At 67.8% G+C, this 23,628-nt stretch carries 20 protein-coding genes and 1 pseudogene; 13 read left to right on the top strand and 8 right to left on the bottom strand.

Going from position 1 to position 23,628, the window contains the following annotated elements; all coding sequences use genetic code 11:
- Positions 1-46 precede the first annotated feature (46 nt).
- From CMC5_RS12550 to CMC5_RS49130, 8 genes are all read right to left on the bottom strand, one after another.
- Entirely contained in the window at positions 47-1,801 is a 1,755-nt protein-coding gene (locus CMC5_RS12550) for an ATP-binding cassette domain-containing protein (RefSeq protein WP_050430631.1), read from the bottom strand.
- The gene (locus CMC5_RS12555) at positions 1,798-3,498 is read right to left on the bottom strand and encodes a cyclic peptide export ABC transporter (RefSeq protein WP_050430632.1); all 1,701 of its coding nucleotides are present in this window, start codon (positions 3,496-3,498) and stop codon (positions 1,798-1,800) included. The genes CMC5_RS12550 and CMC5_RS12555 overlap by 4 nt, the downstream gene beginning before the upstream one ends.
- A gap of 57 nt (positions 3,499-3,555) precedes the next feature.
- Positions 3,556-4,485: a CgnE/CgnB domain-containing protein gene (locus tag CMC5_RS12560; protein ID WP_050430633.1), complete on the bottom strand. Its 930-nt coding sequence runs from the start codon at positions 4,483-4,485 to the stop codon at positions 3,556-3,558.
- A gap of 10 nt (positions 4,486-4,495) precedes the next feature.
- The gene (locus tag CMC5_RS48475; RefSeq protein ID WP_281180853.1) at positions 4,496-4,621 is read right to left on the bottom strand and encodes a hypothetical protein; all 126 of its coding nucleotides are present in this window, start codon (positions 4,619-4,621) and stop codon (positions 4,496-4,498) included.
- Complete coding sequence (locus tag CMC5_RS12565) at positions 4,618-5,661, bottom strand: SGNH/GDSL hydrolase family protein (RefSeq protein ID WP_050430634.1); 1,044 nt, start codon at positions 5,659-5,661, stop codon at positions 4,618-4,620. The genes CMC5_RS48475 and CMC5_RS12565 overlap by 4 nt, the downstream gene beginning before the upstream one ends.
- A gap of 15 nt (positions 5,662-5,676) precedes the next feature.
- Positions 5,677-6,555, bottom strand: a complete 879-nt coding sequence (locus tag CMC5_RS12570; RefSeq protein ID WP_050430635.1) for a phytanoyl-CoA dioxygenase family protein — start codon at positions 6,553-6,555, stop codon at positions 5,677-5,679.
- Between the two features lie 17 nt (positions 6,556-6,572).
- Entirely contained in the window at positions 6,573-7,502 is a 930-nt protein-coding gene (locus tag CMC5_RS12575) for a CgnE/CgnB domain-containing protein (RefSeq protein WP_050430636.1), read from the bottom strand.
- A gap of 154 nt (positions 7,503-7,656) precedes the next feature.
- A complete protein-coding gene (locus tag CMC5_RS49130) occupies positions 7,657-7,803 on the bottom strand; it encodes a crocagin A family RiPP precursor (RefSeq protein WP_218920257.1) in 147 nt (48 codons plus the stop codon).
- Positions 7,804-7,944: 141 nt separating this feature from the next.
- On the opposite strand from CMC5_RS49130, the gene CMC5_RS44390 reads away from it, so the two are divergent.
- The 13 genes and pseudogenes from CMC5_RS44390 to CMC5_RS49355 all read left to right on the top strand — a co-directional run bounded on the left by CMC5_RS44390 (position 7,945) and on the right by CMC5_RS49355 (position 23,510).
- Positions 7,945-8,106, top strand: a complete 162-nt coding sequence (locus CMC5_RS44390; protein WP_156338522.1) for a hypothetical protein — start codon at positions 7,945-7,947, stop codon at positions 8,104-8,106.
- Entirely contained in the window at positions 8,106-9,842 is a 1,737-nt protein-coding gene (locus tag CMC5_RS12580; protein WP_050430637.1) for a carbamoyltransferase family protein, read from the top strand. The genes CMC5_RS44390 and CMC5_RS12580 overlap by 1 nt, the downstream gene beginning before the upstream one ends.
- Positions 9,843-9,863: 21 nt before the next feature.
- On the top strand, positions 9,864-10,328 hold the full coding sequence (locus CMC5_RS12585; RefSeq protein WP_050430638.1) for a hypothetical protein: 465 nt from the start codon (positions 9,864-9,866) through the stop codon (positions 10,326-10,328).
- Positions 10,329-10,555: 227 nt separating this feature from the next.
- The gene (locus CMC5_RS12590; RefSeq protein WP_050435867.1) at positions 10,556-11,542 is read left to right on the top strand and encodes an aldo/keto reductase; all 987 of its coding nucleotides are present in this window, start codon (positions 10,556-10,558) and stop codon (positions 11,540-11,542) included.
- A gap of 884 nt (positions 11,543-12,426) precedes the next feature.
- The gene (locus CMC5_RS12595) at positions 12,427-13,197 is read left to right on the top strand and encodes a hypothetical protein (protein WP_050430639.1); all 771 of its coding nucleotides are present in this window, start codon (positions 12,427-12,429) and stop codon (positions 13,195-13,197) included.
- Positions 13,194-14,102 carry a glycoside hydrolase family 19 protein gene (locus CMC5_RS12600; RefSeq protein ID WP_050430640.1) on the top strand — a complete coding sequence of 303 codons (909 nt, stop codon included), beginning with the start codon at positions 13,194-13,196 and terminating at the stop codon, positions 14,100-14,102. Before CMC5_RS12595 ends, CMC5_RS12600 begins: the two co-directional genes overlap by 4 nt.
- 197 nt (positions 14,103-14,299) lie before the next feature.
- On the top strand, positions 14,300-15,400 hold the full coding sequence (locus CMC5_RS12605; protein ID WP_156338523.1) for a glycoside hydrolase family 19 protein: 1,101 nt from the start codon (positions 14,300-14,302) through the stop codon (positions 15,398-15,400).
- 438 nt (positions 15,401-15,838) lie between these two features.
- Positions 15,839-17,311: an RCC1 domain-containing protein gene (locus CMC5_RS12610; RefSeq protein WP_082362425.1), complete on the top strand. Its 1,473-nt coding sequence runs from the start codon at positions 15,839-15,841 to the stop codon at positions 17,309-17,311.
- 86 nt (positions 17,312-17,397) lie between these two features.
- On the top strand, positions 17,398-18,765 hold the full coding sequence (locus CMC5_RS12615) for an RCC1 domain-containing protein (RefSeq protein WP_050430643.1): 1,368 nt from the start codon (positions 17,398-17,400) through the stop codon (positions 18,763-18,765).
- A gap of 298 nt (positions 18,766-19,063) precedes the next feature.
- Entirely contained in the window at positions 19,064-20,431 is a 1,368-nt protein-coding gene (locus tag CMC5_RS12620; protein ID WP_050430644.1) for an RCC1 domain-containing protein, read from the top strand.
- Positions 20,432-20,545: 114 nt separating this feature from the next.
- Positions 20,546-22,000 (top strand): RCC1 domain-containing protein, encoded by a 1,455-nt coding sequence (locus tag CMC5_RS12625; protein ID WP_050430645.1) that lies wholly within the window; start codon positions 20,546-20,548, stop codon positions 21,998-22,000.
- Between the two features lie 130 nt (positions 22,001-22,130).
- Positions 22,131-23,093: pseudogene (locus CMC5_RS12630) on the top strand (RCC1 domain-containing protein); the annotation flags it as partial.
- A gap of 72 nt (positions 23,094-23,165) precedes the next feature.
- Positions 23,166-23,510, top strand: a complete 345-nt coding sequence (locus tag CMC5_RS49355; protein ID WP_483772907.1) for a hypothetical protein — start codon at positions 23,166-23,168, stop codon at positions 23,508-23,510.
- Positions 23,511-23,628 lie beyond the last annotated feature (118 nt).

Genomic DNA, 23,628 nt, shown 5'->3' on the forward strand with positions numbered 1-23,628 from the left:
CTGACGGTGTGCCTGGACGCGCCCATCTCCCCCTGGACGTCGTCCCTCACCCGGACGGCGTGTCGGCGCCCGCAGGGAGACCCTCGCCGTCGGCGACCGCGCGGATCTGACCATTCTCGAGCGCAATCTGCCGATCGGCCACGCCGAAGAACTGATCGTCGTGGCTGACGGCCAGGATCGACTTTCCCTGCGCCCGGAGTTCCGGCAACAGCTCGGTGTAGTAGTACCTGCGCAGCTCGGGATCTTGATGCGCTGCCCACTCGTCGAGCAGGAAAATCGGACGATCTTCGAGCAACGCAATCACCATGGAGAGGCGCTTGGCCTGACCGCTCGACAGCGCGAGCTTCGTGAACCGCCCGTCCTCGAACCGCGTCACGTGTTCGAGCCCGAACCGCTTGAGCAAGGCCCTCACCCGGTCCGGCTCTGCCCGGATGCCATAGGGCTTCGGGAAGAGGTGCTGGTCGCTGAAGATCGCGGTGAACAGCGCGCGGTAACGCTCCAGATCGTGCGCGCCGATGCGCCTTTCGTCCACCTGGATGCTCCCCGTTCCAGGAGGGTACAGCCCGCAGAGCGTCTTCATGAGCGTGGTCTTCCCGCTGCCATTTCCTCCCGTGATGAAGACGATCTCTCCTCGCCGGAGCTCCAGATCGATCGGCCCCACCGTGAACGAAGGCTCCTTCGCCTTGCCGTAGGTGAACGAGACGCCATGGAGGGTGATTCGCTCGAACGCCATCGGCGTGGCGTCCACCTGCTCGGCCGCTGCGCGGGCAGCCGCTGCGCGGATGGCCTCTGCGTGTTCGGCCTCTGCGTCCTCGGCCCCTGTGCCTTCAGCGCCCATGCCTTCGGCCTCGGTGCGTTCGGCCTCCAGGGCAGGGTCGGGGCGCAGCTTCCCGCCAAGCTCGACCAGACGCTCGTAGGCGAGGTTCGCGCTCGTCAAGACGTGCGTCTGACTCGCGAAGAAGATGACCGGACCCACCATCATGTAGAGCATGAGGGCGACCGAGAAGAGCGAGGCAGGATCCGGTGTGCTGTTCGACGGGATCACGAAGAGAATCAGCGCCGTGACCAGGTGGATGAACCCCGAGCTGCCCAGGACCTCGCGGCCCATCGCCGCGTCGAGGCGCAGCCGGCCTTCCGTCACACGCTGGCTGCGCTCCTTGAGGTCCGCGAGGACGGCGTTTCCGGTCCGTTCGTCGAGCTTGATCTGCTTGAAGCCCTCCAGCATCTGCCCGAGGAGCGCATTGAACGACGCCCGGTCGTTCGACATCTGCCGGGTGGCCGCGCGGCTCTTCGCGAACTCCGCCGCGAGCATCGGCAGCGTCAGGACGCCGGTGACGGCCACCGCGACCGCGCTGGAGAGCGACGTGAGCATCACGTAGAGCAAGCCCGGGACGAGCATCGTCGCCATCTGCAGGAAGGCGACACCCTGCCCGAAGAAGATGCTCACCTGCTCGACCTGCTGCGTGTGCGCCGCCGACGCCTCCCCCGCCTCCTCGACCGCGCGCAGCTCAGCGGACACGATCTGGCGGGTCACGCGGACCCGCAGGGATGCGAGGGCGTGCTGGAGCTGCGCCATGAGCCCCCCGGCCCCGACCCGCAGCAGCGTGTAGATCGCGACGATGGCGATGACGAACGTGATCACCAGGGTGCGGTGACTCTCCGACCCGGGTGTCGCCCCGAGGGCCTGCGCCACCAGGGTCAAGACGCCCGTCATCAGCACGCTGGAGGCGGTGAGGCAGACGGCGAACCGGACGGCCTGGCGCCGTTCCTTCCGGTCGAGGATGCGGAGCGCCGGGATCATGCCTCGCTCACGAGCTTCCCGTCGCGGAAAGCGAGGCGCCGGTCGGCGACCGAGAAATACTGTTCATCGTGCGTCACGGCGATCACCGTCTTCCCCTTGCGCTTCAGCGCTGGAAGCAGCTTGCGGTAGAAGGTGGCGCGGAACGCGGGATCCTGATCGGCCGCCCACTCGTCGAGGACCAGGATGGGCCGATCCTGGAGGAGCGCGACCACCATGGCCAGCCGCTTGCGCTGGCCCGTGGACAGCTCGACCGTCGAGAACCTCCCCGCCGCGAACGACACCTTGTGCGCGATCTCCATCTCCTCGAGGAGCGCCGTGACGCGGGCCGGATCCACGTCCTCCATCCCGTAGAGCCGCTCGAAGACGACGAAGTCACTCAGGATCACGCCGAAGAGATTGCGGTACGCCTCGGGCGCCACGCGCGGCAGCGTGTGACCGTCGCAGGAGAGCGTCCCGGCATCGGGCGCGTAAAGGCCGGTCAAGAGCTTCAGGAACGTCGATTTGCCGCTCCCGTTGTTGCCCGTCACGAAGACGATGTCGCCTCGGGGGATCGTCGCCTCCAGCGGTCCCACCTGGAAGCCCCGCCGCGGCGCGCCGACCTCCCCTGGCGTGCGATAGCGGTAGGTCAGCCCATGAACTCCGAGTGACGTGAACCCCTCGACGAGATGGTCGTCGATCGCGGGTTCGGCCGCCGTGGCCGCTGTGGCTGCGGTGGCCGGCGTGGCGCCCGAGGCATCGAGCTGGCTCTCGAGCGCCCTGACGCGGGCGAGCGCAGCGGAGGCGGCGGCGAGCTCGGGCTGGTTCTTGAAGACCATCCCCATCGCTCCCGAGATGTACCAGACCGTCATCACCAGCTCGCCGGTCGTCGTCGCGTCCGTCGAGAAGAGGATCGGAAACCCGATCACGATGAACGCCTGGAGCGAGAAGAAGAAGGCGAAGCCCAGGGCATCTTCCGCGTAATAGCGCCGGAAGGTCTCCGCCTGCTCGCTGGACAGCTTCGTCGCGTGCTCACGAACGTCCGCGAGGATCGCCTCCCGCCGTCCTCGGTGGACCTTGACCTGCTTGATTCCCCGCACGAGGCCTGCGCCGATCGCCAGAAGCTCTGCCTTCACCACCTCGGCGCGCTGGAAACCCTTCCGCAGCGTTGCGCCCTTGTGCACCGTCATGGCGGTCAGGAGCGCGAGGGCGCCGAACCCGAAGACCGCTGCCTCCACCGAGCGCATCATGAAGTAGAGGAACGCCAGGATCACGAGCCCCGCCGATTTCAGCACCCCCATGAGCAGCGCGCCTGCCCCCAGGACGCGGTCGACGTCCGTCGTCAGCCGCGCCAGGATCGACGCGCCGCCGAGGGCCTCGAACTGAGCGAGATCGACGTGCCTCGTCTTGTCGAGGATCTGGAGCGTCATCCGGGAGAGGACGCGGTTGTAGCTCTGCGACACCACCCGGAGGACGCGCGCGAAGGAGATGATCGACGCGCTCGCGGCGACCCCGAAGAGGAACATCTCGCGCGTGGGGAACCCCCCGTCCCTGTACACACGGATCACCTCGTTGATGCTGTAGAGGACGATCACGTCGGAGATGGCTGCGATGGCGAGGTCGATCGCCACCTGCCGTCTGCCCTCGCCAGGCCCCGAGCGAACGAGGCTCCAGAGCGACGCGACGTTATCGCTCAGCGATCCCGGCTGGTGCTCCGCCAAAGCTCCACTCCTGTCCTGCCCCTCACCCCATCGTGTACGCGAGCCGCGCGGCCGCGATCACCCTTCGGCTGCGGGGATGAAGCGGATCGTGGCACCTCGCGCGATGAAATCGATGTGAGGGATCCGGAGGCCCTTTCCGATCCCGATGTACGCGCCCCCCGCGCTCTTGTGCAGCAGCGAGTTCACCCCGAAGGGCTCGGCAGCCTCCGCGTCGGCGCAGCCAAGCCCGAACTCGGTCGCGGCCATCCCACGCTCCTCGCCCTGGGACAGCCCTGCGAGCGCACTCGTGACGTCCACGCCGCCGACGACCAGGCGATCGATGACGTTGTCCGCGAAGCGGACGAGGTTTGCACCCTCCCGGGAGCGCCGCATGAACTCGTCCAGCATCCCGCCCCAGCGCTCCTTCAGCGCCGCGCTGTTCGAGAGATGGATGAAGCCATCGAAGGGAAGCTCGCCCTCCACCCAGAACGTCGAACGCTCGCCCTCCAGGTTGACCACCGACGCCTCGAGGAACTCGGCGACCGAGTAGAGGAACCCCTGCTCCAGGGTGTCGCCGCAGTTGCCGACCTCGACCTCGTCGCCGATGTGACATCGGAGGACCCCCTCGCCCGACGCGATCTCGACCGATGCGGACGAGAAAAGCTGCTCGTAGGCCTCGGCCCGACGCTTCAGCGCCGCGTCGGTGTCCACCGCGAGGACCCGCGCGAGCCCCGCGCGCAGCCTGGAGAGCCCGCCGTCGAACTTGGCCAGCGCGAGGTGCATCAGCGGCGTGCCCGACCTCTCCCAGAGCCCGTGGAGCGCGTCGACGTTCCCCATCTGCGCGACGATCACCAGCGCAGGATCCTCCGACGGCGAATCGAAATCGAAGGCCTCGAACGGCACGGTCCGGAAGCCCAGCTCCGACACCACGGCGGCAGCCTCCGCGTCGTCGACGACGACCGGCATCCCCCGCCCCCGGAGCAGCGCGTAAAAATCGCTCGCGTTCATGATGGCCCCTTCACCAGAGCGGATACCGATCGTCCGGCGGCCGCCCATCTTCCTTACGGCGGCCCTTCGCAGAACGATAGATGAATGCCGCGAGCACGACCGCAATCACCCCGGCGGCACCGAACCAGAGGCTCATGTGGCACCTCCCTCGACGAGGGCCTGCGTCAGCACCTCGTTCCCCTCGTCGGTCAGGTGGACTCGATCCACGAAGATCCAGCGCCCGTCGAGATCCAGCGCCGACAGCGTCGCGTTCATGTCGAGGAACGGTATCTCCTGGGTGCGGCAGATGTCCGCGAGACTCTTCGAGAACCAGGCATACTGGGCGAGGTCCATCTTCTCCCGGAGGATCTGCCGCCACGCCTCGCCCTGCTGATCGTCGAGATCGGCGAACAGGCGCGTCTCCTCTGGCGAGGGCTTCTTCCGCACCCACCCCGCGAGGGGCTGGAGCACGTAGCAAAGCTCGAACTGGAGCGCGCCCGACAGCAGCTTCCAGGTCGAAAGATCCCGCTCGATCGCATGGAGCAGGTCGGTCTTCTGCGCGTCGTGGTCCACGATCGGGAGCACGATCTCCGGCTCCGGCGCCTCGACCTTGGCGCGCCGCCCCCCCGCGATCGATTTCAGCCGGCCGATGACCCCGCTCTTCGCGGGCGACGGCGCGTCCCCTGCGAAGGCACGACGGACCTCGGTGGCCGAGAAGAACGACCCATAGTCCTTCGCGTAATCGCGCGAGAGGTAGAACAGGAGCAGGTTGTTGACCCCGCTGAGCAGCGTGACCTTCTCGAGCGCCCCCAGCGACCGCGCGTGGAACAGGAAGAGCATGAGCTCCTGCGTCGAGCTGAAGGCCCGCCCGCCGAAGTTCAACCAGCGCGCGGGCCCCCGCTGGCTCAGCAGCGAAGGGAGCGTCGCCGCATCCCCCGTCGCACCGACCCCGAACACCGTGGAGCCCCCCACGAGCGCCCGCACCCGCTCACCGGGCTCGCGCTCGAACTCCGAGAACGTCCGCCCATCCTTCCCCACCACGAAGCGAAACCCGCGCGAGTCCGTGTTCACGACGGGCGAGCGGTGGTTGGGCCTGTGAAAATAGTTGAGGTACGGGACCCACACCCGGCCGGCGCGGTCGTACTCCTTCATCTGAGGCGTGAGCTCGTCCCTCGTCTCCAGCGTCGTCGAGGCCATCCTCCCTGGTCTCTATCACGACCCCGCGGGCCGCACGTACTCCGGGTGCGTCTCGTCGAACCAGTGGCGCTCGTAATGCCCTCTCGGCCAGCGCTTCTGCACCGACAGCGGGTGCTCGAAGTTGCCGTGCCGCACCTGCGCCGTCCAGCGCGCCTCCCCCGTGAGGTTCAGCTGGCTCCGGTGCAAGAGCAGCGTGCTGAAGACGAGCACATCGCCGAACTTCATCGGCAGCGAGACCTGAGGGAACCGCTCGACGACCGAAGGATCCGCGATCTGAAGCCCCCGGATGCCGTGCGTGCTCCCCTCGGGGGGCAGAATCATCTTCACGGGCACGACCCCGAGCTCGTGCGACCCCGGGGCCACCTTCAGGCAACCATTCTGCTCGTCCACGTCCTGGAGCGGGATCCAGTGGACCACCGCGTCCATCGAGTCCTGCGCATAGGGGTAGTCCTGGTGCCACGGCAGAAGGAAATGCTCTCGTTCCGCGTAATCGACGCGGATCGGCTTGTAGGGGTTCGACATCACCAGCTCCGTGCCCATCAAGCGACGCGACACGGAGAGCAGCCTGGGGTTCACCGACAGCTCGTGCACCGTCGTCAGCCGACGAGCCGCCTGGATGACCGCATCCGCTGCGGCCGGCGCCTCCTCGTGCAGCGCGTGGAAACCCTCGTCGAAGCGCGTCCGTGGGCTGGGCAGCGAGAACCCATCCACCTCCCGCGCGGCGAGCGCGATGAGCCGACCCAGCTCCTCGTGAATCGGCGTCAGATCCGCCGCATCGAAGAGGCGCGCCGCGACGAAGCCACCGAACGTGGCGTAGAGATGCCGCGCCTTCGCGAGGGCGGCCTCCAGATCTCCGCTGAAGTCGACGTGTAGATCGGTCGCGGTGAGGTGCACGGGGTCACGCTCGCGGGTCAGGCGTCACTCGACTCCGCGATGCGGAGCTCTGCCCCCTTGGCGATGAAATCCATGTGCGGGATCTCTTTCCCCATCCCCACGCCGACATGGATGCCGTGCGATCCCTCGTTCATGACGGAGTTGATCGTCCAGTCCTGGGCGAGCGGATACTCCACGCACCCCATGGCGAACTCCGTCGACGAGCCCTCGCGCTCCTTGCCGACGATCAGCTCGCGGAGCGTGGCGGTCATGTCCACGCCACCCAGCTCCATGCGCACGATCTGGTTGTCGACGAACGAGACGACGTTCCTCCCGCGGGTCGACATGCGCATCAGTTCGTCCATCGTCGCGCTGGCGCGCTCCTTGAGATCAGGCCGGTTGCACAGGTAGATGAGCCCGGTGAAGCAGAGATCCCCGTTCAGCGTGTAGCTCGACCGATCCGCTTCGAGGTTGATCACCGAGGTCTCGAAGAACTCCGCGACCGAGTAGAGCCAGCCCTTCTGCATCTCGACATCGTTGTTCGCGATCTCGATCTCGTTACCGAAATCGCAGGTGAGCACCGCTCCAGGCGTCACCACCTCCATGCGGTTCGTGGAGGCGACCGAATCGTAATAGTCGCCCCGGCGCTTCAGCGTTTCGGCAAAGTCCATGGAGAGGAGCTGATCGAGCGAATACTCGACGCTCTTCGGCGAGGTATCGAACTTCGCGAGCGACAGGTGCGACGAGATCCCCTTCGCCGTCTCCCAGGCCTGCATCAACTTGCCGTGATAATCGAGCCGGGTGACGAGCACGAATGCGGGGGGATGGTCTTCCCTGGCGAGATCGAAATCATCGAACGGGATGACCGAGAAGCCGCGCCGGGTCACCATGTCCGAGAGCTGCAAATCATCGAGAACGAAGGCGAGCTCGCGGTTCTTCAGTCGCTCGAAATACTCCAAGACGTCCATCGTCCGGCTTCTCCGCGACGCCTGAGTGACCGCAACGCTGGCCTCGGCGCCGAAGTGGCTCACACAGGATACCCAGTAGAGAGAGGCTCAAACAACGAAGGGGGCAGTACGCACCAGGCCGAAGCTCGGCGCGTACGCCCTCTTCGTCACAACATCACCAGTAGATGTTGCCCTTCTTGCTGCGGTCGCCGGCCGAGATCTGCTTGATGGTCTTCTTCATGGTCATTCTCCTTGGGTTATTCGCCCCAATGAATGCCCTTGATGCGTGGACACGAAAGCGTCCCGCATTTCCGGACGTCATTCGGACCACGGCACCGTACCCTGTGTCTGGAATTCCTGTCCAAGTAATTGTATGAGCCGGTGCTGTGTGTTCTCACGCGACATGTGTGAACAATTCCTCTCGCCGTGAAAGAGGCGTTCGGCCTTGCGCCGCTGCGATGCGATGATGGTTCGAACCCTCCAGCGCTTCGCGCTGACCCTCCTCTACTTCACCCTGCTCGTCCCCTGCGCGCTCGTCGTCCGGGTGCTGGGGCGCGCGCCGCTCCGCATCCACCCGGAGGCGACGGGGGGCTCTTACTGGCTCCCGAGCAGAAGGAGGTCCTGATGCGAATCCTCGGCCTCTCCGCGTACTACCACGACGCTGCCGCTGCCTTGCTCTCCGACGGAGATCTCGTGACCACCGTCACCGAGGAGATCTTCACCCGCAAGAAGCACGACGCGAGCTTCCCCGCGCGGGCCGTCGCCTACTGCCTCGAACAGGGCGGCATCACGGCGCGCGACCTCGATCACGTCGTCTTCTACGAGGACACGCGCCTCAAATTCGACCGCCTCCTCGCCTCGATCGTCTCGACGGCGCCCCGCAGCCTCCCGCAGTTCGTGCGCGCCATCCCGCAATGGCTCGGTGACAAGCTGTGGACCGAGCGGAACATCCGCCGCGACCTCGGGTACGACGGCAAGCTGCACGTCGTCGAGCACCACGCCTCGCACGCGGCGAGCGCCTTTCTCTGCTCCCCCTTCGAGGAGGCCGCCATTCTCACCGTCGACGGCGTCGGTGAATGGGCCACGGCCACCATGGGCGTGGGCCGTGGCCCGTCCATTTCAATCCAGCGCGAGATCCGGTTCCCGCATTCACTTGGCCTCCTGTACAGCGCCTTCACCCATTACCTCGGGTTCAAGGTGAACAGCGCCGAATACAAGGTCATGGGCCTGGCCCCTTATGGCGAGCCCACCTTCGACGCGCAGTTCCGCGAGATCATCGACGTGGCCGAGGACGGGAGCTTCCGCCTCGACATGAAGTATTTCAGATACCACTACGCGCTCGACATGACCCACCCGCGCCTCCACGCCCTCTTCGGGGGCCCCCCGCGGCGTGACGACGAGCCGCTCACCCAGCGCCACAAGGACATCGCTGCGAGCCTCCAGCGGGTCGTCGACACCGTCATGGTGCGCCTCGCGCGCGCGCTCCACCGCGAGACCGGGCTGACGAAACTCTGCCTGGCAGGCGGCGTCGCGCTCAATTGCGTGGCCAATGGCCACATCCTCCGCGAGACCCCCATGAAGGAGCTGTTCATCCAGCCCGCGGCCTCGGACGCTGGCGGAGCCCTCGGCGCCGCGCTGTACGCGCAGCATGCCCTCCTCGGGCAACCCCGCTCGTTCACCTTCCGCAACCCCTTCCTGGGCCCCTCCTACACCGACGAGGAGATCGAGACCTACCTCCGCTCCGTCGGCGCGACCTACGAGAAGCTCTCGCGCGAAGACCTGCTCGAAACCACCGCGAAGCTCATCGAGGAACAGCACGTGATCGGCTGGTTCCAGGGCAAGATGGAGTGGGGCCCCCGCGCCCTCGGTGCCCGCAGCATCCTGGGCGACGCCCGCAGCGCCTCGATGCGCGACACCATCAACCTCAAGATCAAGTTCCGCGAGGGCTTCCGCCCCTTCGCGCCCACCGTCCTCGCCGAGCACGTCAGCGCGTGGTTCGAGCTCGACTGCGAGAGCCCCTACATGCTCCTCGTCGCCCAGGTCCGCCCCTCCCACCGGACCATCCCCGCCGTCACCCACGTCGACGGCTCCGCGCGCGTCCAGAGCATCGAGCGGTCCATGAACCCCCTCTATTACGACCTCGTGGAGACGTTCCACCGCCGCACCGGGACGCCGATCATCATCAACACCTCGTTCAACGTCCGCGGCGAGCCGATCGTCATGAGCCCTCAGCACGCCCACGAGTGCTTCATGCGCACCGACATGGACGATCTGATCCTCGGCTCCTTCTGGCTGAAGAAGAGCGCCCAGAAGGCACTCCCGCACATCGTGCGGGGCGATGGCGCCTTCGCGCCGGATTGACGACGCGGAGAGCAACGGCACATGGCAGAGGAAGTCGCCGAGATCATCCTGCCAGCGAGCACCTGGATCCTGTTCTTCGACGCGTCTTGTTCAATCAACAGCCCAGCGTTCTGGTCGACGAATGATGCAGTCGACAGAATATGGCGGCTCAAAATCGCTCACGAGCTCGTCTTGTTACAGGTCGTTCTCGAGGGGTACTTCAAGGTTCGGTGCATCCTGCGGAGTTCCGCGCCTGCGTTCGAGATGGTGAATGCGGATGTCAGCGAACTGGTCAGCATCGTTCTTCCGAGCGGACGGTTGGTGGCTTGCACGACGGATGAGCCGACATTGAACAGGCACGTCCTGACGGTGCCTCCTGGCAGGTATCGAGTACTGCGGGAGTGGTCTGTCCATGAGGAGTCGAAGCATTACGATGTGGAGAGCGCCGAGGCCTACCCGGCGGACGAAGGACCGGATGGAATCATCACGTTGTGGCCCGAGAGATGAAACTCCCGTGGGCAGCGCCATGTTCTCTCCCGCAGCGCTTCCCACGAGCGTTCTGCCGACGCGCTGCATTCGCTTTCACCTTGCAGCGAAGCGCACTGCCTTCGACGGGTCCAGCCAGCATGACGGCATGGACCAATGAGATCGGACGTCTGATCGCTGCTGGACCTCTCGGCGCTGTCTGAGGGTCATGCGTGCATCCCTCCGCCATCGGTGGGAAGAAGGGATCCATGCTGACCAAGAGGAAGCTCGGAACCCAGGGCCTCGAAGTCTCTGCCATCGGCCTCGGCTGCATGGGGATGAGCCAGTCGTACGGTGCGGCCGACGAGCAGGAGTCGATCGCCACCCTCCACCGCGCCCTCGAGCTGGGCGTCACCTTCCTGGACACGGCCGAGGTCTACGGACCCTTCGTCAACGAAGAGCTGCTCGGCCGCGCGCTCGTGGGCAAGCGCGACCAGGTCGTGCTCGCGACCAAGTTCGGCTTTCGCATCGAGGGCGGCAAGATGGCGGGGCTCGACAGCCGACCCGCGCACATCCGCGAGGTCGCCGAGGCCTCGCTGCGCCGCTTGAACACCGATCACATCGACCTCTTCTACCAGCACCGCGTCGACCCGAACGTCGCCATGGAGGACGTCGCTGGCGCGGTCGGTGAGCTGGTGCGCGAGGGCAAGGTGCGCTTCTTCGGCCTCTCGGAGGCGGGGGAGCGCAACCTCCGCCGCGCGCACGCCGCGTTCCCCGTCTCGGCGCTCCAGAGCGAGTACTCCCTCTGGGAGCGCAACCTGGAGTCCGCGATCCTCCCGGCGCTCCGGGCGCTGGGCATCGGCCTCGTGCCCTTCAGCCCCCTCGGGCGTGGCTTCCTGACGGGCCACGTGAAGCGCGCCGAGGAGTACCCCGAGGGCGACTTCCGGCGCGGTGACCCCAGGTTCCAGGGTGCGAACTACGACGCCAACGTCCGGGCCGCGCAGGTCGTGCGGGATCTCGCGGCGCAAAAGGGCGGCACGCCGGGGCAGATCGCGCTCGCGTGGCTGCTCCACAAGGGGGACGACGTCGTGCCCATCCCGGGCACCAAGCGACGCAGCTACCTGGAAGAGAACGTCGGTGCGGCCAGGCTGCGCCTGTCGGCCGAGGAGATGCAGAAGCTCGACGAAGCGCTGCGCCCCGAGGCCATCGCCGGGCCCCGCTACAACGAGAAGCTGATGGCGACGATCGACCGTTGACGCCAGGGAAGGCCGCCGGCCAGGACCTCGGGCCATGTCCCGCCTCCAGAGGCGCGGGACGCCCGAGCGTGGCCGAGGGACGCAGGAGCCACGCCCTCCCCGGCATCGAGACCCGCGCGCCGCCGACGCACCCAGTTTCGCGCCGAGAGCCCACCCGTCAGCCGCCGACGCACCCAGTTTCGCCGCGCGACCCCGGGGCTCACGCCGACGTACCCAGTTTCGCTGGAAACCGAGGACGTCGGCCGCCGACGCACCCAGTTTCGCGCCGAAACCGTCCCCGTGAGGGGTCGCCGACGGGGGCAGTTTCGCGCCAGCACCGCGAACGTCGGCCGCCGACGCACCCAGTTTCGCGACGAGATTCCAGTCGCAATGGATGACGTGGCAGTTCACCACCCGAAACTGCCCCCGTCGGCCCGACGAAGGCGATGGCGCTGCGAAACTGCCACCGTCGGCCGCTGACCACCGCGGTATCGCGGTGACGCTGCCGGTCGCATCCCGTGGGCAGGGTCGGTTCCGTGGCGAAACTGCCAGCGTCGGCGGATGAGGAGGACAGTTCAGGCTGGGCCTCGGCCGCTTCATGAGGCGCGTCGCATGGCGCTCGTCACCGCGCTCGAGCTCTGACCCAGCGCGTCGCGTGACGTGCGCGTCATGCAGCGTGGTGTGAATCCTCGCGCAGCGTCGAAGTCTCGCGTCGAAGCGCCCCTCGAATGCGCGACGAGAGCGGTCTGCCCCACAACGGGTCCACAAGAACGTCTCGACCTCCCTCCCTGAAATTCCTTATCCTTCCGCCGATGTCCGTCCCTGTACGGACGCGCGCCCGCGGCTCGGGACGGTCGTGCTCACGGCTGGCTCGGTGAGTGGCTCGGCGTGCTGGAAAGGGTTCGATGCTCAGGATCTCCAAGGCACAAGTCGAGGCCTTCAAGCCCATCGCGCTCGCGGACTTCGAGACCCAGATGGTGGCGCACTCCGAGCGCTTCTCGCCGACGCTCTCGTCGGTGCTCGGAAAGGACCAGCTCCGCGTCGTGGTGCGCTCGGCGGTCGAGGTGGCGTCGCGTTACGGCTTCACCTTCACCGGGCCGGTGCGGTTGTTCATCGAGCTGGGCTTCCTGTTCGGCAGCGGCTTCCACGCCGACCCGCAGTACCCGTGGGCGCACGAGTTCCTCGCCGATCCCGATCCGCAGACCCAGATGCCGCGCGCTCAGGAGCTGCACGCGCGCTCGGTCGAGGCGATGGACCGCATCAACGGGCCCGGGGATCTCTACCTCGACGCAGCCTTCGAGCGGATCCGCGCGTTCGGAGAGGACATTCCCATGGTCCGGCCGGTGGAGGTTCCCACCGTCGCGCTCTCGGCGATGTGCGAGGTCCACCCGGAGAAGGCCGCGTTCGTGGGCGAGCCGGCGCTGCGCGCGCTGATCGAGGCCGGCGAGGTCGAGGCGAAGGAGCGCGGCATCTACGAGGGCCGGGACATCGTGTTGCTGCTCACGCTGATGTTCGCCTTCGGGCGAGGGTGCACCGACGATCCACTCTACCCCTGGATCTCGCGCACGCTGAGCAACGAGCGCATCCCGGATCCTGCGCGTCGTGTGCGGCAGCTTCACCGCAAGGCGCTGACCTGGGTGCGCGCAGTGCTGGAGAACAAGCGGAGGGCATCATGAGCGGCAGCAACACACCGACCAACCCGGGCGTGGCCAGCGGCGGCTCCCCGATCGTTTTGCCCGATCAGGTTCCCCTGCCGGTGCCGCGGCCCGTCCGCGAGGGCGAGCAGACGCCGACCAGCCCGAACGCGGGCGACGAGGCGACCTCCGAGGTCGACTCCACGGTCGCCGCGTGCCCGAACGGATGCCCGCGCTGCTGCGCGAAGATCACCACCCAGCAGGTGAAGGACATGTGGCCCTCGGCGGCGTCGGAGCGCATCGAGGGGACGAAGGACGCCTTCAACGAGTTCTTCGAGAAGTTCGAGATCAACACCTGCCTGCGCAAGGCGCACTTCTTCGCCCAGGTGATGAAGGAGGTCGGCCCGAAAATCCGGCTGGTCGAGAGCCTCGATTACACACCGGCCGCCCTGAAGTCGACCTTCAGCTACTACCGCAACAACCCCGACATGGCCGACCTGCACGGCCGGGTGCCACCCGATCAGGCCGCGGACCAGGAAGCCATCGGCAACCACGCCTACGGGAGCAACAGCCAGCTCGGCAACGACAGCATCGAGTCGGGCAACGGCTACAAGTACCGCGGGCGTGGCTACATCCAGGTGACGGGGAAGTACAACTACGAGCAGGCGCAGAAGCACATCGACAGCGAGTACCCTGGATCGGGCGTCGACATCGTGACCAACCCGGAGACGCTGGGCGAGTACCGCACCGGGATGATCGCCTCCATGGCCTACTGGAAGGCCAAGAAGATCAACCTGAAGGCCGACATGGGCTCGACCGGCGACGACGTCGACCGGGTGACGGAGATCGTCAACAAGCACACGAAGACGTACGCCGACCGGCGCAAGAACTTCGAGGACACCACGAAGGTGGTCTTCAAGGTGGCCGAGTGCCCGAACCATCCGTGAGGGCGAGCGCGCGGTGTGAGGGCACGTCGAGCCATGACGTCGAAGCGCGCGAGACCGGAGCGCGAGGCGTCGAGATGCGCCACGTAGCGCCGCTTCGTGGCGCGACGTGAGGCGGTAGAGCGCGAGAGGAAGCGACGCGAGAGAAGGGGGGGACGGGACACGGGGGGCTGCACGTAGCGAACCGAGGGAATCAACGTATGAGTGGCAGCCGAACTCCGACCTCTCCTTCCGCTGGCGTGGGCGCCTCCACGCCGATCAGCACGCCCGCGCAGGTGCCGCTCCCGACGCCCAGGCCCGACCTGGCCGTGCCTCAGCTCCCGGACAGCGTCCCGCTCCCCAGGCCTCGCCCGGACCTGCCTTCTGCCGCAGCGCCCGGCGCTGGCGCCGGCGATCCCGTGGCCAGCGCGCCCGGGGCAGGGGCGGCTGGCGCAGGCGATGGCGCGGCGGCGGCGACGGGAGATGGCGCTGGCGCGCAAGCGCCCACCAGCCCGGCCGCGGGCGCGGATGCAGAGGCGCCGGCCGACTCGCCGGTGAACTCGTGCCCCCTCGGGTGCCCGCGCTGCAAGGCGAAGATCACCAAGGAGCAGATGAAGGAGATCTTCACCAGCGCCGCGGACGACAAGCTGCAGGGCATCACCGACGCCTTCAACGAGGCCTTCGAGAAGTTCGAGATCAACACCTGCCTGCGCAAGTCGCACTTCTTCGCGCAGATCCGCGAGGAGGTGGGGCCCTCGATCACGACGCTCGCGGAGAACATGAACTACTCCGTCGAGGGGCTGAAGAGCACGTTCAAGTACTTCCGCGACAACCCGAACGAGGCCGCGCTCTACGGGCGGTCGCCCGGCAAGCCCGCCGACCAGCAGGCCATCGCGAACCGCGCCTACGCGAACCGGATCGGCAACGGCAACATCGCCAGCGGCGACGGCTGGCAGTTCCGCGGCAAGGGCTACATCCAGCTCACCGGGCGCAGCAACTACCAGAACGTGCAGACCGAGATCGACAGCAAGTACCCCGGCTCGGGCATCGACATCATGCAGAACGAGGGCGACATCCTGACGGTGCGCGGCGGGATGATCTCGGCGATGGCCTACTGGACGATGAACAACCTGAACATCAAGGCGGACATGGGCGCGCGCGACGAGGACGTGAACCGCATCACGGCCGTGGTCAACTTCCACACGAAGTCGTACGCAGACCGGCGGACGCACTTCAAGCAGACGCGGAAGACGTTCAAGCTGTCGCAGTGCCCGAACTTCGAGGGGCATGGTGAGTCGCTGCTGGAGCGGCTGAAGGACTGAGGCACCGCCCGGGGGGGCTGCGAGTCTCGGTGAGCCGGTCGGGATGCCTTGGTGAGCGGTCGCGATGGTTCGGTGATCGGTCGCGATGCCTCGCTGGACTTCATGAGCGGCCACGATCGGGTCGTTGGGGCATCAACCTAGACAACTGCAGCGGAGGTGGCGCCAACTCCGTTGACCCCTCTTCCAGCGACGGTGTGCGTGGGTCTGATGCCTGGGGCAGCAAAGAGCGGGATCCGGGCGCCGTAGAGGCGCGAAAGGGCGTCTGCGGGGCGAGGCACGCGGATTGCTGAAGGGGGAGGTTCGAGCTTGCGCGTGCCGCTCGTTCTGGGTCGCGCTGAGGTCGTGTGGGACGGGCTGGAGACGACGGGAGAGCTGCGTGGTCGCCGGGAAGCTGCGCTGCGTGGTCGCCGGGAAACTGCGTGAAGGAAGGAGCGATCGATGCGGGGTCGAGGATGGATGCGCTTCACAGGGCTCGCAGCGATCGCGTGGGCAGCGGCAGCGTGCGGTTCGACGGTGAGCACCGAGCCGAAGCCGCCGGTCGTCGAGGAGGAGGAAGAGCCTCCGCCGCTTCCACCCGGGATGTGCCGTGATGGCCGCCCCGCTGCGCCGGTGATCGAGGAGGGATGCGCAGAGGAACCCCTTCCGGAGGAGGATGGCTCCACGTGCGTCAGGACGATCTATTCGCTGGGGCTCGGCGATGAGCACACCTGCGCGATGGTGTCGGGAGGGCGGGTGAAATGCTGGGGCGCGGGTGAGGCGCTCGGGCTCGGTGACGTCGAGGACCGGGGCGATGAGCCAGGAGAGATGGGCGGCTGTCTCCCGACGGTGGATCTGGGCAGTGATCTGCCCGTCACCCGTCTCACGGCGGGAGCGAAGCACTCCTGCGCGCTGCTCGAAGACGGCACGGTGCGGTGCTGGGGCAACAACGAGCGCGGTGAGCTCGGGCTCGGGGACCGCGCGAGCCGCGGGCGCGCTCCGCTCGAGATGGGAAAGAACCTGCGCGCTGTGGATCTGGGGACGGATGCCGTGGTCCTTGGGGTGAGGGCGGGGCGTGCGCATACCTGCGCCGTGCTGCGTGATTCCTTGCTCAAATGCTGGGGCGAGAATGGCCAGGGTCAGCTCGGGCTCGGCGACCGGAGGGACCGCGGAGGCGAGCCGGGCGACATGGGAGACAACCTGCCCACGGTGGACCTGGGGCAAGGCGAGCGACTCGTCGGGCTGGCGGTGGGCGGGGACCACACCTGCGTGTGGATGGTGAGCGGCCGGCTCAAGTGCTGGGGCGCAAACGGCGCGGGTCAGCTCGGGCTCGGCGATGACACGAACCGCGGGGAGAAGGGCTGGCAGATGGGCGATTCCTTGCCCGCGGTGAACCTGGGGACGGACGAGAGGATCACCCTCGTGGCGACGGGCCTGTACCACACCTGCGCGCTGTTCGAAGGCGGCTCGGTGAAGTGCTGGGGTGGGGACCACGCGGGCGCCCTCGGGGTCTCGGGGACCCACGGGGACAGACCCGAGAGCATGGGCGACAACCTGCCGGTGGTGAACCTGGGGGCCGGGAAAAAGGCGGTCTCCATCGCTGCTGGCGATCACCGCACCTGTGCGCTGCTGGACGATGGATCGGTGAAGTGCTGGGGCGCCAACTACGACGGGGAGCTCGGGCTCGGAGACCGGAAGGATCGAGGCTACGAGCCCGAAGACATGGGCGATGGCTTGCCCGCCGTGGACCTCGGGACCGGCGCGGTGGCCACGGGGATCAGGATGCGCGGGAAGCACACCTGCGTGTGGCTTCGCGGGGGGGACCTGAAATGCTGGGGTGTCAACACCCGCGGACAGCTCGGGCTCGGCCACGCCGCGCCTCGCGGCACAGCCAAGAGGCGCATGGGGGATGCGCTCCCCGCCGTGGAGCTGTGAGCGGGCCCTGCCCGGCGGGGGTGACGGCGCCCTCGCAGAGGTCGGTGATGGCTGTGGTGGATGGTGGTGCTCGCGGGAGGACAGCGATGCGTCTACTGAACGGTGTGCTCGTCGTGGTGCTCGCAGGGGTGGTGACGGTTGCGGCAGGCTGCGGAGAAGACCGCGACGTCTGTGATTCGTCGTGTGACGCCGTGATCGACGTCTCCCTGGGGGGATCGCACTCCTGCGCCATCCTGGAAGGAGGCAGGTTGAAGTGCTGGGGGGCCGTCCAGGATGGCCAGGAAGGGTTCACAGACACGGACCTCCTCGGCGACGAGCCCGGAGAGATGGGAGACAGCTTGCCCGTGGTGGATCTCGGCCGGGACCGGGAGGTGGTCGCCGTCGCTGCCGGGGGGGGGCACACGTGCGCGTTGCTGCGGGGTGGGGACGTCAAATGCTGGGGTGACAACCGATTCGGTCAGCTCGGGCTCGGGGACTCGCGGAGCCGCGGAGACGGGCCCGGAGAGATGGGCAACCGGCTCCCCGTGGTGGATCTGGGCCGCGGGAAGACGGCGGTGGCTCTCGTGGCGGGGTGGGCTCACACGTGCGCGCTGCTCAGCGAGGGGACGGTCAAGTGCTGGGGCGAGAATCGGTTCGGTCAGCTCGGGCTCGGTGATGTCGAGCATCGCGGCGACGACGCGGACGATATGGGAGACGCCCTGCCCGAGGTGGATCTGGGAGCGGGCGCGGAGGTGGTCTCTCTGGCAGCAGGAAGCGCGCATACGTGCGCATTGCTGCGCGGAGGGGAGGTCAAGTGCTGGGGCTACAATGGCTACTACCAGCTCGGAATTGGTGACTACGGCGACCGCGGGGGCGCTGAAGGAGAGATGGGCAATCGCCTGCCGAGGGTGGACCTGGGAACGGGTCAGGTGGCGGTCGCTCTCGCGGCCGGGCAAGACCATACGTGCGCGCTGCTGCGCGAAGGGAAGCTCAAATGCTGGGGGACCAACGATGCTCGCCAGCTAGGGTTCGAAGACTCTATGTATGCGGGCGGATCGGCAAAGACCATGGGCGACAACCTGCCCGTGGTGGAAGTCGGCGCTGGGGAGGTGATCGCCCGTGTCGTCGCGGGGTCGTACCACACGTGCGCGCAGATGGTGAGCGGCGTCGTCCGGTGCTGGGGGAGCAACGGTGCCGGTCAGCTCGGGCTCGGCCGAGAGGACCATCAACTGGCATTCATGGACGAGGAGGGGGCGCGCTTGCCGCCAGTGAATCTGGGCGAGGGAGCGCGAGCCGTGTGGATCCGTTCGGGCAGTGACCATGTCTGCGCCGGTCTGCACGACGGGTCTTTCAAGTGCTGGGGAAACAATGGCTCGGGTCAGCTCGGGCTCGGTGACATGAATTCGCGCGGCCTGCTCCCGGAAGACATGGGAGACAGGCTCCCGACCGTGCAGGTGGGCGCCGGGCGGAAGTAGCGAGCGCGCTGCTGGCTGGCGAGTGGGGGCCGGCCTCGGAGCTGGGCTTCCCGCTGTGCCAGGGTGAGCGGCCATGGCGGGCGAGATTGGCAACGTGGTTGGCCGAGGTCGAGGCGGGTGAATGAGGCGCGCAGGCTCCGGGCGCTGCGGTCGGGCGTTGAGAGCACCCATCAAAACCTGCCGTCGGGGCTGTGCGCGCGTGCCTTCGCAGCGGCATGCAACTTGCCGAGGTGTCTCGCCGAGGTGGGCCATGACCGCGATGGTCGGTGGCGTCCGCAGGAGGGGAACGATGCGTCGGATGAACGATGTTCTCATCGTGGTGCTCGGAGGGATGGCGGTGCTCGGAGCAGGGTGCGGCGAGAGCCGCGACGTCTGCGATGGGTCGTGCGACGCTGTGGTCGACGTGGTCGACGTCTCCCTGGGAGGGTTTCATTCCTGCGCCATCCTGAACGGGGGCAGGCTGAAATGCTGGGGTGACAACTTCGTGGGCCAGCTCGGGCTCGGGGACAGAGAGTTCCGTGGGGACGAGCCAGGAGAGATGGGCGGCCGCTTGCCCCTGGTGGATCTCGGCATCACGGGGGAGGTCGTCGCCGTCGCGGCGGGGGCGGCTCACACGTGCGCGTTGCTGCGCGAGGGGACCGTCAAGTGCTGGGGCAGCAATCGGCACGGTCAGCTCGGACTCGGCGACACGGCGTCTCGAGGGGACGAGCCAGGAGAGATGGGCGACCGCCTGCCTGTGGTGGATCTGGGTCGCGGAAAGAAGGCGATCGCCATCGCTGCGGGGATAGCGCACACGTGCGCGCTGCTGAGCGAGGGGACCGTCAAATGCTGGGGCGACAACCGGCACGGTCAGCTCGGGCTCGGCGACGTCGAGGAGCGCGGCGACGAGGCGGGCGAGATGGGCGACGAGCTGCCCGAGGTGTCTCTGGGAGCGGGGGCGACGGTGCTCTCCGTGGTCACGGGTGGCGAGCACACGTGCGCCCTGCTGCAGGGGGGAGCGGTCAAATGCTGGGGCAAAAATGACTACAACCAGCTCGGATTCGATACCTTCTACAACCGCGGGGACCAGGTGGCAGAGATGGGCGGCTACCTGCCCCGGGTGAACCTGGGGACGGGTCAGGTGGCGGTCGCCCTCGCGGCCGGGAACGACCACACCTGCGCGCAGCTGCGCGAAGGAACGCTCAAGTGCTGGGGAACCAACTCCAGTGGCCAGCTCGGGTTCGGAGGCTACTCGGGTATCGGCAGCAGGGAGGAGACCATGGGCGACATCCTGCCCCTGGTGGAGGTCAGACCTGGAGAGGCGATCGTCAGCGTCGTCGCGGGGGCGTATCACACGTGCGCGCTGCTGACCTCCGGCGTCGTCCAGTGCTGGGGAGCGAACTTCTACGGTCAGGTCGGCGTCGGCAGGGAAGACGAGCGTCTGCACTTCACGGGCGCCGAGGGGGATCGCTTGCCCGCGGTGAATCTGGGTGAGAATGCGCAGGGGGTGTGGGTTCGCGTGGGTACCACCCACACCTGCGCGGGTCTCCAGGACGGGACCTTCAAATGCTGGGGAGCCAATGCCGGTGGTCAGCTCGGAATGGGTGATGAGCGGGATCGCGGCCACCTCCCGGAGGACATGGGCGAGGGGCTCCCAGCCGTGAAGGTGGTGTCCGAGGGCAGGTAGCGAGCGCCCTGCAGGCCGGTGAGCGCGGGTCGACCTCGGGAACGGCGGTGCTCTGGTGAGCGAGAGTGGGGTGGGGCTTTTGCATGGTGGATGGAGGGATCGATGCGCTGTCGAATGCGTGTGTCATTCGTCCTGGTGGCCTTGCTCGGAGCGACCGCGGCAGGCTGTGGTCAGGTCAACGAGCGCAGCCAAGCGTCGCCGGATGCCCTGTGCGCCGATGGCCCTTCTGCCGTCGATGAGGGCGGCGAGACCTGCGCGCCGGCCGATGCCCTCGCGGGGACCTGCGTGCCGGTGTGCGGGGTGCGCGATGTCGGGGTCGGGACAGGGTACTCCTGCGCCGTCCTGCACGATGGGCGGGTGAAATGCTGGGGGTACAACGACGTGGGGACGCTCGGGCTCGGCTCTCGCGCGGTCGTGGGGGACGAGCCGGGCGAGATGGGCGGCGGGCTGGCTGCGGTCGATCTGGGGATGGGGAACTCGGCGACGGCGATCGCCGCGGGCTACCTGCACGTCTGCGCGCTGCTCGACAGTGGCGCCGTCAAATGCTGGGGGCAGAACCACGCCGGGACGCTCGGGCTGGGCGACGAGAGGAACCGAGGTGAGCTTCCAGGGCAGATGGGAGACGCCTTGCCGCCCGTGGATCTCGGCCGAGGCAAGGTGGCGGTCGCCCTCGCCGCCGCGGCGTTCTCCACGTGCGCGGTGCTGTCCGACGGGACCGTCAAATGCTGGGGGGCAGGTCCCCTGGGCATCCCCTTGCTGGACGACAACTGGCACCGCGGGGACGAGCCGGGCGAGATGGGCGATCACTTGCCGACGGTGGATCTGGGCGAGGGCAGGGCGGTGGTCTCCCTCGTCGCTGGCTACGGCCATTACTGCGCGCTGCTGAGCAACAGCACGGTGAAGTGCTGGGGTTACAATGACCACGGCCAGCTCGGGCAAGGCGACACGGCATCACGGGGCGCCGGCGAGCGTGAGATGGGTTCGTGGTTGCTGCCGGTGCGTCTCGGCACGGGGAAGACGGCGATGTCGATTGCTGCAGGAGGGGCGCATACGTGCGCCGTGCTGAACGATGGCGCCGTGAAATGCTGGGGCAACAACTGGAGCGGCCAGCTCGGGCTGGTTGACGAAGCGTCACGCGGGGATGAAGCCGGCGAGATGGGCGATGACCTGCCCGAGGTGGATCTGGGACCGGGAAAGACGGCGGTGGCCATCGTCGCAGGTGAACGTCACACCTGCGCGCTGCTGAGCGACGGCGCCGTGACCTGCTGGGGTTACAACGAGTCGGGGGTGCTCGGGCGGGGGAGGGACTACAGCGTGTCCTACGGAGCGGCTCCCGGCGAGATGGGCGAGGGGTTGCGGCGGGTGGAGCTGGGCGCGGGGGAGGAGGTCACGCTGCTCCGGACGGGCTGGGAGCACACCTGCGCTCGTCTCGGCAGAGGCAACATCAAGTGCTGGGGGGGCAACTACTCGGGTGAACTCGGCCTCGGCGACACGCGCCCTCGCGGGGTCTACCGGAGCGACATGGGCGACGATCTTCCCGCGGTGAAGCTCTACTCGGAGCGCTGGTAGCAGCCTCCCTGCGGAAGGGGTCTCGCCGTGAGCGCCAGGTGTTCTGGCTGCAGGGGAGATGTATTCCGCGAATGCAGGGGGGTTGCGTGATGGGGTGCAGACGGCTGGGCGTGACGGTGAGGAGGGCTCGATGCGTTGCTGGACGCGGCTGTTCTTCGTGGGGTTCGTGGGCGTCGCGGGGCTGCTCGCGGTGGGATGCGGTGCTGCCGAGGAGGAGGGCGGCGAGACCCAAGAGGTGGACGAGTGCTCTCCGGCGTGTGCCAAGGCGGTCGACGTAGCGGCCGGGTGGAGCCACACCTGCGCGGTGCTGGACGATGGCCGGGTGAAGTGCTGGGGGGACAACTGGGTGGGCCAGCTCGGGATCGGTGACACGCGGACCCGTGGTGAGGGGCCGGGGCAGATGGGCACGCGGCTGCCAGCCGCGGAGCTGGGGACGGGGAGCGCGGCGGTGGCCGTGGCTGCCGGGGCCTGGCACTCGTGCGCATTGCTCCACGGTGGGAGTGTGAAGTGCTGGGGCTTCAATGAATACGGCCAGCTCGGGGTCGGCGATTACCGGAACCGAGGGAACGACCCCGGTGAGATGGGGGATGCGCTGCCCGCCGTGGATCTGGGCGCAGGCAAGACGGCCACCGCGATCGTCGCAGGGGCGTGGCATTCGTGCGCGCTGCTTCACGACGGGGGCGTGAAATGCTGGGGGGACAACCAGAGCGGTCAGCTCGGGCTCGGCGATGTCGAGGCGCGAGGCGACGACGCGGGAGAGATGGGGGACGGCTTGCCTGCGGTGGATCTGGGGGCAGGGCAAGCGGCGGTGGCCATCGCGGCGGGCGAGGCCCATACGTGCGCGCTGCTGGGTGACGGAGGCGTGAAGTGCTGGGGTGACAACAGGAGCGGTCGGCTCGGGCTCGGCGATGTCGAGGCGCGGGGCGACGACGCGGGAGAGATGGGAGACAGTTTGCCTGCGGTGGATCTGGGGGCAGGGCAAGCGGCGGTGGCCATCGCGGCGGGCGAGGCCCATACGTGCGCGTTGCTGGGCGACCAGTCCGTGAAATGCTGGGGGTACAGCCGCTACGGCCGTCTCGGGACAGGCAAGGACGACCGGGGGGTCGAGCCGGAACAGATGGGCGATGAGCTGCCCCGGGTGGACATGGGGGGGAGCAAGAAGTCCATGGGACTGTCCGTGGGGTGGGCTCACTCGTGCGTGCTGATGAAGGAAGGCGGGATCAAGTGCTGGGGTCACAACGGGAGCGGCCAGCTCGGGATCGGAGACGAGGTGGACCACGGCGAGGCGCGGTGGGGGATGAGCGACAGCTTGCCCTTCGTGAACGTGGGAGCGGGGGAGGTCCCCGTACTCGTCCGCGCCGGTAGCTCTCACACCTGCGCTTTGCTCGGTGAGGGGAGGCTCAAGTGCTGGGGGGAGAACATGAGCGGGCAGCTGGGGCTGGGGGACACGGTGCCGCGGGGCGTCACCGCGGAGGACATGGGCGACGCCCTGCCGGCCGTGAAGCTGTGATGGGTGTGTGAGGGCTCTGGAATTCGACGCGCTCCGCCATTCGGCGTGATGGCGCGGTGCGCGTGCCCCCACCCATCGACAGCACCGCGGCGGGCCTCTCCGGCCGCGGGAAGGCTGC

Origin of the sequence: Chondromyces crocatus, assembly GCF_001189295.1 — a bacterium.
GTDB lineage: Bacteria > Myxococcota_A > Polyangia > Polyangiales > Polyangiaceae > Chondromyces > Chondromyces crocatus.